Annotated in this window: 3 protein-coding genes; 2 read left to right on the top strand and 1 reads right to left on the bottom strand. The window is 65.0% G+C overall.

Going from position 1 to position 9,667, the window contains the following annotated elements:
* Nucleotides 1–188: 188 nt before the first annotated feature.
* On the top strand, nt 189–6,110 hold the full coding sequence (locus NEI07_RS05205) for an apolipoprotein A-IV repeat region-like domain-containing protein (RefSeq protein ID WP_256033178.1): 5,922 nt from the start codon (nt 189–191) through the stop codon (nt 6,108–6,110).
* 8 nt (nt 6,111–6,118) lie between these two features.
* Here NEI07_RS05205 and NEI07_RS05210 read toward each other — a convergent pair whose 3' ends face one another.
* Nucleotides 6,119–7,672: an FAD-dependent oxidoreductase gene (locus NEI07_RS05210; protein ID WP_256033179.1), complete on the bottom strand. Its 1,554-nt coding sequence runs from the start codon at nt 7,670–7,672 to the stop codon at nt 6,119–6,121.
* A gap of 353 nt (nt 7,673–8,025) precedes the next feature.
* Here NEI07_RS05210 and NEI07_RS05215 point away from each other — a divergent pair, with 353 nt between their 5' ends.
* Nucleotides 8,026–9,648, top strand: a complete 1,623-nt coding sequence (locus NEI07_RS05215) for an outer membrane beta-barrel protein (RefSeq protein WP_256033180.1) — start codon at nt 8,026–8,028, stop codon at nt 9,646–9,648.
* Nucleotides 9,649–9,667: the final 19 nt, after the last annotated feature.

Below are 9,667 nucleotides of genomic sequence, written 5' to 3' on the forward strand. Positions count from 1 at the left end.
CAGAGTGGAGACTGGCGCCTCGATCCTGAAGGGCGCGTTAACGAAGTTTCCCGATACGCCCCCGCCGGATGTTTCAATTGCCAGGGATGGGCTGTAAAGTTTGGTTAATCTTTATTCACAGGCGGTCGCTGAGCGGCGGGCCGTGAGATCGGGCCGGGCGACGCGTCTGCGCCGGCTGGAGAGGGCGAATGGCGACATCGGGAAAGATCCAGGACGCGGCGTCCGCCGCTCTGACGGCGATTGAGGAGGCGCTCGATATCAGCGCGCCGCCGGACGCCGCAGGCGCTGCCGATGAGGCGAACAACCGGTCCGGCCCGGCCCAGAGCCGGAGAGCGGAAGCGCCGGCCGGGGACCAGAGAAGGCCGGCCTCGGCCTACGGCGAGCCGCAGAACCGCGTTCAAGCGCAGCCCGGAGCGATGGCGCCCGCGCTTGCGCCTGCGAACGACGACCGCCGCACGGTCGGCGAGTTGCGGCAAGCGCTGCAGATCAAGCCCAACCACTCGATCATGGCGCTCACCTTTGCTTCCATGGCGCTGTGGGCGGGCTGCTGGGCCCTGTACGCTTATTTCCATCAAGGCGAAATCCTCGACTTCGACGGTTCGCTGCTCGCGCCGAAGCCGGTGTTGACGCTCGCAGCGCTGATCGCGCCTCTCGTCTTCCTCTTCCTCACAGGATTGATGGCGCGCCGCGCCCATGAGATGCGGCTCATCGCCAACTCCATGACCGAAGTGGCCATTCGGCTCATCGAGCCGGAGACTGTCGCCACCGAACAGGTCGTCTCGCTCTCTCAAGCGATCCGACGCGAAGCCGCCTCCATGGGTGACGGCATTGAACGCGCGCTGGCAAGGGCCGGCGAACTGGAAGTGATCGTGCGCACCGAGGTCACCAACCTCGAACGCTCCTACACGGAGAATGAACGGCGCATTCGGCTGCTCATCGACGAGCTGACGCGCGAACGCGAAGCGATCGTCGTCAACGCCGACAACGCCCGTACGGCGCTCTTTGGCGCGCGCGACGCGCTGTCTCAGGAACTCGCCACGACCTCGGTCCATCTCGCCGAAGCGGTGAGCCAGGCAGGCGCGCGCGTCGCCTCCTCGCTCGGCTCCAAGGGCGAAGAGATCCGGCTCGCGCTTGACGAAGCCGGCGACGCCTTTGAATCGACCTTGGCCAGTCACGGCGAAAGAGTGCTGATCGCCCTGACCCAGACGGGTGACGAAGTCGCGCAGAAAGTGACCGGCGCGAGCGACGACGTCAGCCGCCGTTTCGCAGATGGAGTCGAGGAAGTCGGCCGCAAGCTGGAAGCCGCGAGCGAAGCGATCGCCGGCGATTTTGGCGCGCGCGGCGTAGCTGTGCTCGAACGGTTCGAAGAGCTCGGCGCGAGTTTTTCCGAGGCGATCGGCGGCCAGGGGGAGCGGCTCGTCGCGCAGCTCACGGAAACCGGCGGGGCCATTCGCGACACGATCGAGACGCAGGGCGGCGCCTTTGAGCGCTCGCTCGCCGAAACCCAGCAACGGCTCACGACGCGCGTCGCCGAACATGTCGAAAACGCCAGGGCGACATTCGAAACCGCGGAAACCCGAATCGTCGGCCTGCTCGAAGACACGCATCAGAAGGCGCAAAACGAATTTCAATTGCGCGGACAGGCGCTGCATGACGCAATCTCCTCCAGCTTGAACCAGAGCTCAACGGCGCTCGTCGAACAGGTCGACGCCGTGCAGGCGCGTTTCATCGCCGCCGCCAGCGAAGCGGTGTCCGCGATCGGCGAGCATGGCGATCGAGTCAATGAAACGCTCGCCGACAACTTCCAGGCCTTCGAACAGACCGTGCTCGGCCGCGGCGGCGAAGTGGCGGAACGGATCGCCGAACGAGGGCTGCAGATCGAGACCACTCTCGCCGAGCGGCTTGCCGCCTTCGAAGACGCCGTGGTGCGCAACAGCACGGAAGCGGCCATGCGCGTCGCTGAACATGGCAACCGGGTCAGCTCCGTCATTTCGGACGGTCTTGCCGCCTTTGAAGACACATTCGCGCGCCACGGAGAGGAAGTCGTCACGCGCGTCGCCGAACACAGCGAGCGAGCCGCGACGACCGTCGCGACGCAGCTCGCCGCCTTCGAGACGGCGGTTGCGCTGCGCAGCGAGGAGCTTGCGCAGAGCGTCGGCGATCTCGCCACGCAGCTCGCCGCATTCGAAGAGTCGGTCAATAGCCGCAGCGGCGAAATCGCTGAACGGGTCAGCGAGCAGAGCGAACGCGCGACGGCGACATTGTTGGCTCAGCTCGCCGCATTCGAGGAAGCGGTCACGCAGCACAGCGACGACGTCGCGACGCGCGTGAGCGAACATGGCGAGCGCGCAACGTCGACGCTGTCGTCGCAGCTCGCCGCTTTCGAAGAGACTGTCGTTCGCCATAGCGACGACATCGCGCTTCGGGTGAGCGAACAGAGCGAGCGCGCGACCTCGACGCTCGCAGCTCAGCTGGCCTCCTTTGAGGACGCCGTCACGCGCCACGGAGAACAGATCGCGCAGCGTGTGGGCGAGCAAGGCGAACGCGCAACATCGACGCTCTCGGCGCAGCTCACCGCCTTTGAGGACTCCATCATCCGCCACGGCGACGAGGTTGCCGAGCGCGTCGGCGAGCGTGGCGAACGCGCCGCATCGACGCTCTCCGCGCAGCTCGCCGCCTTCGGAGAGGCCGTCGAGCGTCACAGCGCAGAAATCACCCAGCGCGTCAGCGAGCACGGCGAACGCGCAACGGCGGCCTTTTCGCAGGGCGTATCGACGTTCGAAGACATCGTCGCGCGCCAGGGCGAAGATTTGGCGGCCCGGGTCGCAGCCCGCACTGAGCGCGCCGCCGCGGAACTTGGCGACAAGCTCGTCGCCTTCGAAGACAGCCTCTCTCGCAACAGCGGACAGGTCAGTGACGCTGTCGCGCAGAGTCTCGAAGTGATTGAAAACGTGCTTGTGCGCCAAGGTGGCGAGATCGCGCAGCGCTTGGCGGCGCACGCCGGTAGCGCCGAAGTCGACCTCGCCGAAAAGCTCGGCTCCTTCGAAAATGCCGTTAAGCGTCACAGTGAAAGCGTGGCGTCCGTCGTCAGCGAACATGCGACGCGCGTCGACCAATTGCTCGACGAGCGGCTCAACGCGCTCGAGACGGCGGGAATGCTCGTCGCCAAGACGATGGAGACGACGCGCGAAATCGCGCTGCAGGAATTCGAGACGCATGGCGCGGCGCTGCGCGACAAGCTACGCCAAAGCGTCGCCGACGCCTCCTCGGCTCTCGCCGAAAACGCCGCGACGATGCATGAGCGCTTCGCCAATACGGCGAGCGACGCCGTTCTGGCGATCGCCACGCAGGGCGAGCGGCTGCATGAATTGGTGAACGATCGGTTCGGCGCCTTTGAGAGCTCCGTCCTGTCGGAAAGCAAAGAAGTCGTGGCCTCGCTGGCCGACCATGGCGAGCGCATCGCGGTCACGCTCGGCGAGCAGCTGACGCAATTCGAGAATGCGCTGCTTCGCGACGGCGGCGAACTCGCCGACCGCGTCGGCGCGCATGCCGAACGCCTCAGCGCCGAACTCACGCAGCGCTTCGCTGTCGTCGAAGACGTGATCGGCGGCCAGGGAACGCAGCTTGTCGACAGTCTGACGACGCGGACAGCGGACGCGGCCGCCCGGCTCGACGCGCAAGCGCAAGAGATCACGCATCGGATCGACGACCAGCTGCAGTCGCTCGATGAGACCATCCGCATGCAGGGCGGCGCCCTCGTAGAACGGCTCTCGGCGCAAGTCGAGCATTACAATGCCCGGATCGGCGATAATTCTCGCCATTTCGCCGATGAGATCGACGCGAGACTGGCCGAAATCGACGGCGCGATCGAGAGCAAAGGCGGCCATCTGGTCGAAAAGCTCGGCGCCCGCGCGATCGACATCGCGTCAACGATGTCGAACAAGATCGAAGCCTTCGAGCACGTCGCCAACGCCAGAACAATGGAGGCGGCGGACCGCATCGACGAATTGGTCGGCCGCGTTGACGCGGGCCTGGGCGTCGGCGGCCAGATGCTGCAAGAGGCGCTCTCCAAGCACGCGGCTGAAGTCGCGCGGGTGATGGAAGACGGCGGGCGCCAGGTCATGCAAACGCTCGACGCAAAGATCAAGGACGTCGACTGGGTGCTGCTGTCGCGCTCGAGCGAACTCGCCCATACCATCGCCTCCAGAACAGAGGAAATCAACGAAGCGCTGGGCGGCCACGCGAAGGAGCTGGAAACGACCCTCGACGGCCGCATCGCGCTGCTCGAGAACAATGTGATCAGCCGGCTCGGCGCCGTTTCTTCCGAGATCGACGAAGGCGGCCGATTGGTCGTGGACACGATCAGCGCCCGTCTGCAGGACATCAAAGACGTTCTGGCCGTGGCGCGGCGGGAATTTGATGCGACGCTTCATGCGCGCACCGGCGATCTCGGTCAGTCGCTCGTCGAACGCGTCGCGGAGATCAGCGGCGCGCTGGACGCCCGCCTCACGCAAATGCAGTCGGTGCTCGACGCCCGCGGCGGAGCCGTCGCCCAAGAATTGACGGCGATCGGCGATTTGGTGACGACCGCCGTTGAAAATAGCAGCGCCGCCCTCGTCTCACGCCTCGGCGTCAAGCGCGACGAGCTGACGAATGCGCTGGACGCCTCCCGCGAGGCGCTGGCGTTGACGCTGGAGACCAGCGCGCAGACCTCGATTGCGGCTCTGCTGGAGACAAACGAAAGAATTCGCAGCGAGCTGCCGACCCTGCTCGACACGCTCGGCGAGACAAATGCCTCGCTTCATGCCGTCATCGACCAGACCGGCGGAAATCTGGTCACGCTCGAACACGAACTTGGCAAGCGTCTCGCCGAGTTCCACGGCGCGCTGAGCGAAGCCTCGACGCAAGTTGAACATATCAGCGCCGTCGCTGGCGGCACGATGCAGGACGCCAACGCCATCGTCGCGGCGCTCGACGAGAGACAGCACACGCTGGCGCAGAGCGCGGAGAAACTGGCGCAAAGCCAGGAGGCGCTCGACGCCGTGATGGCCGCCCGCCGCCGCTCGCTCGAGGAACTGGTGACGCTCATCGAAGGCCGTCGCGCCGAATTCGAAAGCGCCATGACACAGTTCGGCGAACTGATGGACCGCTCGTTCCGCTCTATCGAGACGCGGTCGCGCGACCTTGGAGGAGAGCTGAGCGAAACCTCCAGGCGAACCGCCGATTTGATCGAGACGCGCTTTGCAGCGGTGCGCGCCGCTGCGGAAGGCGAACGCGAGCAGACTTCGGAGGCGCTGCGCGCCGCCTTCTCGCAAGCCAATGAAGAGATCACCCGTCTCTTCGGCGACGCGCGCTCGAAATTCGACGCCGCGACTGACGATATTCGCGGCCTCGCGCGCAACATCCACCGCGAGATCGAGGAGACCCGCGAGGAGGTGCGCCGCGGCGCGACCGAAATTCCGCGCGAAACCGCGGAGCAGGCGGCGGCGCTGCGGCGGGTCGTCGGCGATCAGGTGAAGGCGCTGAACGAGCTCACCGACATCGTGGCGCGCTCGGGCCGCGTCTATGACATCGCCGAACAAAGCGCTCCTGCGCTCCGTCAGACGGTCCTGGATCAGGCGACGCGCGCAGCGCCGCACGGCGCGCAGAATCGCGCGGCAGAGCCGCCACGCGAGCCGCAGGGCGGATGGCTGAGCAATCTGCTTGCGCGCGCCTCCTTCGACGAGGCCGCGCCGCAGCCGCCGCGCACGGCGCGGTCGCTGGCGACGGCGGGCGCCCTCGACAGCCTGACGCTCGACATTGCGCGTATGGTCGACAACGCCGCCGTGGCGGAGCTTTGGCGCCGGTATCAACGCGGCGAGAAGGGCGGACTTTTCGGTCGCCGTCTCTACACCGCGCAAGGCCATCAGACCTTCGAGGAAATTCGTCGCCGCTATCGCGTCGATCAGGCGTTTCGCGCGACCGCCGATCGCTACGTCGCGCACTTCGAGGATCTGCTCATGGAGACGAGCCGCGGAGATCACGACGGCTCGAAAGCGCTCGACCTGCTGACCGGCGACGCCGGCAAGGTTTACACCATGCTCAGCCACGCCTCTGGACGCTTCGAATAGCCAAAACCCTATTCGATCGATTCCGGCGGCTCGGCGCCGATGCGGGCTTCAAAAGCGACTTCGGCGCGCAGATTGTCGAGGTCGCGGCCGATGGTCGCGACGGCCAGCAGCCGGTCGCCCTTGAAGTAGGATACGGCGCAGTCGGCGGCGGCCGGATCGCCTGAAATCTCCAGCCGGTCCCACGACGCGGCGTTTCCGATATAGGAAATTGCCTCGTCGTAATGCTGGCTCCAGAAGAAGGGCGCGGCGTCGAACTTTTCCTTAGCGCCGAGAATGTTGCGCGCGGCCGTCTGTCCCTGACGCTCCGCGACCACCCAATGTTCGACGCGAATCCGCTCGCCCGTAATCTTGTCGGGCCAGCTGGCGATGTCGCCAGCGGCGTAAATATCGGGCGCGCTGGTCTGCAGATATTCGTCGACGAGCACGCCGCGGTCCACCGCGAGGCCGGCGGACTGGGCGAGCGAGAGATCCGGCTTCACGCCGACGCCGATGACCACGAGATCGGCGTCTAACGTCGCGCCGCTTTTCAATTGGAGCGTGCGTTCGCCGATTTCCGTCGCTGTGTCTCCGAGATGGAAGATGACGCCGTGACTCTCATGCAGCTTTCGCACATGCGCGCCGATTTCGGGTCCAAGAATGCGCGCCATCGGTATCTCCTCGGGCGCAATGACGCGCACGTCGAGACCACGGGCGCGCAGCGACGCCGCCACCTCAAGGCCGATGAAACTCGCGCCAATCACGGCTACGCGGCGCGCCCCGGCGCAGGCCGCGATGAGACGGTCGGCGTCGGCGAGCGAGCGCAGATAATGAACGTGGCTTCGTTCCGCTCCCGGCGTCGGCAGCTTGGTGGGGAATGCGCCGGTGGCGAGAAGCAGCGCGTCGTACGACAGCGTCGCCCCGTCAGCGAGCGTCAGCCGCTTGCCCGCAGGGTCGAGCGATTCGACGCGCTGCCCCAGACGTAATTGCACGCCATTGTCTCGATACCAGGCGGAATCGCGCAACGGCAGCCATTCCGGCTGCGCGCTTCCGGCCAAATAATCCTTCGAGAGATTGGGCCGGTCGTAGGGCTCGGCGGAATCGGCGCTGATCAGCTCCAGAACGCCGTCATACCCCTCGGCCCTGAGCATCTGCGCGGCGGCGAAGCCGGCGGCGCCGCCGCCGACGATGACGACGCTGCGCGGCTCGGCGGCGCCCTTGCGCCTTGCGGGCGCGGGGACCGGCAGCCTTTCGCGCGCAAAGATTTTTCCATCGGCCTGCTCGACCCGCCACCGCGGCAGCGGATCAAAGGCGGGCGCGCGCAGCGCGCGTCCGCTGCGCAAGCTGAAACAGGCATGGTGCCAGGGGCACCGGATCGAGCCCCCGACCACGAGACCCTCGGCCAGGGGCCCATGATAATGCGTGCAATGAGCGCCGATCACGAAGAACGCGTCGCCTTGCCGCGCCATCACGGCGTCCTCGCCGGCCACATGGCCAAGCAACGGGCGGCCTTCGGACACCTCGGCGACAGAGACCCCCTGCGTGAAGTCGGGGCCCTCGGGTTGATTGCGCCCGTCTTCCGTCATGTCGCCATCTCCTGTTCGGCAGCGTCGCGCCCCGCCCGCCATCCTATTGCCACGCTTACTAAAGAGGGCGGCGCTCGAAGAGAGGCAAGCCTCGGCCTGCACGGAAGCGATCGTGATTCGTCAAGAACAGAACACTTTGTCACGTTCTGAACGACGAGACGCGCTATGAAATTAGCATCGGCCCCTTTGGAACCATCAAAAATTGTGACATTGCCGCCACACTGATTAGAACAATTTTTCGCCAGGGGGGTTTTTGCTTAATAATTGAGCAGATGCGTGGACGTTGGGCTTGAACGAAACTTCGGTCGCGAGTGATATCAATCAGATCTCGCCTCCAGACGGAGTTCCCAGCAATGAAGTGGCCCTATCTTTCGACCGTCGCTGCACTCTCGCTAGCAACCAGCCTCACGAGCGCAGCTCACGCTCAGTCGAAGCTGATGGAGGTCGACCCGACTCTCGTCGAAGAGAACCAACCCGCGCCTCCTTCCGCGGCCAAGCCCGTCAAGAAAGGCAAGATCGTCAAGGGTCCGGCCGTGGCGCCGACGCCGGCCTGGATCGATACGCTGACCATCGACGGCTACCTGGAAGGCGGCGTCGCCGTCAACTTCAATCAGCCGTTCAACAAGCTGAACTGGGGCCACCTCTACACGGACCGCGCCAATTGGCCGACGTTCAACGGCGCCCTCCTGACCGTGCAGCGCCCGCTCGATCCGAAGGCCGAAGGCTATGACTTCGGCTTCAAGTTTCAGGGCATGATCGGCGAGGACATGCGCTACAACCACTACCTCGGCATTCTCGACTATGCGATCCGCTCGCGCACGCAGATCGGGCCGATCGAGGCCAATGTCCTGGCGCATCTTCCGTGGATTAGCCCGATCAGCGAAGGCGGCGTCGACCTCAAGGTGGGCATGTTCGTCACCTACAACGGCGCGGAAGTGATCCCGGCGAAAGACAATCTGTTCTACAGCCACTCCTACATCTTCAACTTCGGGCCCTTCCTTCACACCGGCGCTATGGTCACCACCCACGTCAAGCCCTGGCTCGACGTCTATACGGGCGTGACCAGCGGCGTGAACACGAGCCTCGGTTGGCCTGGCGACAACAACGCCGCTGCGTCCTTCCACGGCGGTTTCGGCTTCAACCTGCTCGACGGCAATCTGACCATTATGGCGATCACCCATACCGGTCCCGAGAATCAGAGACAGACCGACCCGCTCGGGGTCGGCTGGCCCGTCGGGTTCACCGGCGTCCCGTTCACTCCGGGGGGGTGGCCGCCCCCGACCACGGCGGGCTGGCCGCTCAACCAGGGCGGCTTTGGGACGCCGAGCCTCTGCGCCTGCGACGTCAACACGGCGATCCGTTCGTTTAACAACCTGACGACGACCTGGAAGGCGACCGAGAATCTGACGTTCATCACCGACATCAGCTTCATGCTGGAAAGCGGCTGGAACAATAGCTCCTTCGGCCTGCCGCAGAAGGCTTGGGCCGCGGCCAACGCCATTACCGGCACGGGATTCTGGGGCACGGCGCCGGCCTATCCCATGGGCGCGCGCGCCTTTGGCATCGCGCAATACTTCTCCTACAAGATCAATGACATCTTCAAACTCAACGGGCGCGCGGAATTCTTCCGTGACAACAACAACTTCTTCGTCAGCGCCTATCCGGGCTATTTCGACGCGGTCAATCTGGCGCACGGCTTCTGGTGTCCGTCCTGCATCAGCCAGAACCTGGGAACGGGCCTTTATGCGAACAGGCCGGTTTATTCCGGCACGAGCTATCTGGCCTTCACGCTCGGTATGACGATTACGCCTGAACTGCCGGTCAAACTGCCCTACATCACCGGCCTGATCATCCGGCCGGAGCTGCGTTGGGATACGACGGTCAATGGCACCACGCCGTTTTTCAGCCGCAGCGGCCTGAGCTCGAACCAGGGCATGTTCAACATGGACGTGATCGTTCCCTTCACGCTCCTTTAGAGGCAGTTTTCAAGAGCAT

The sequence above is a fragment of the Methylocystis suflitae genome (assembly GCF_024448135.1).
In the GTDB taxonomy this organism is placed as follows: domain Bacteria; phylum Pseudomonadota; class Alphaproteobacteria; order Rhizobiales; family Beijerinckiaceae; genus Methylocystis; species Methylocystis suflitae.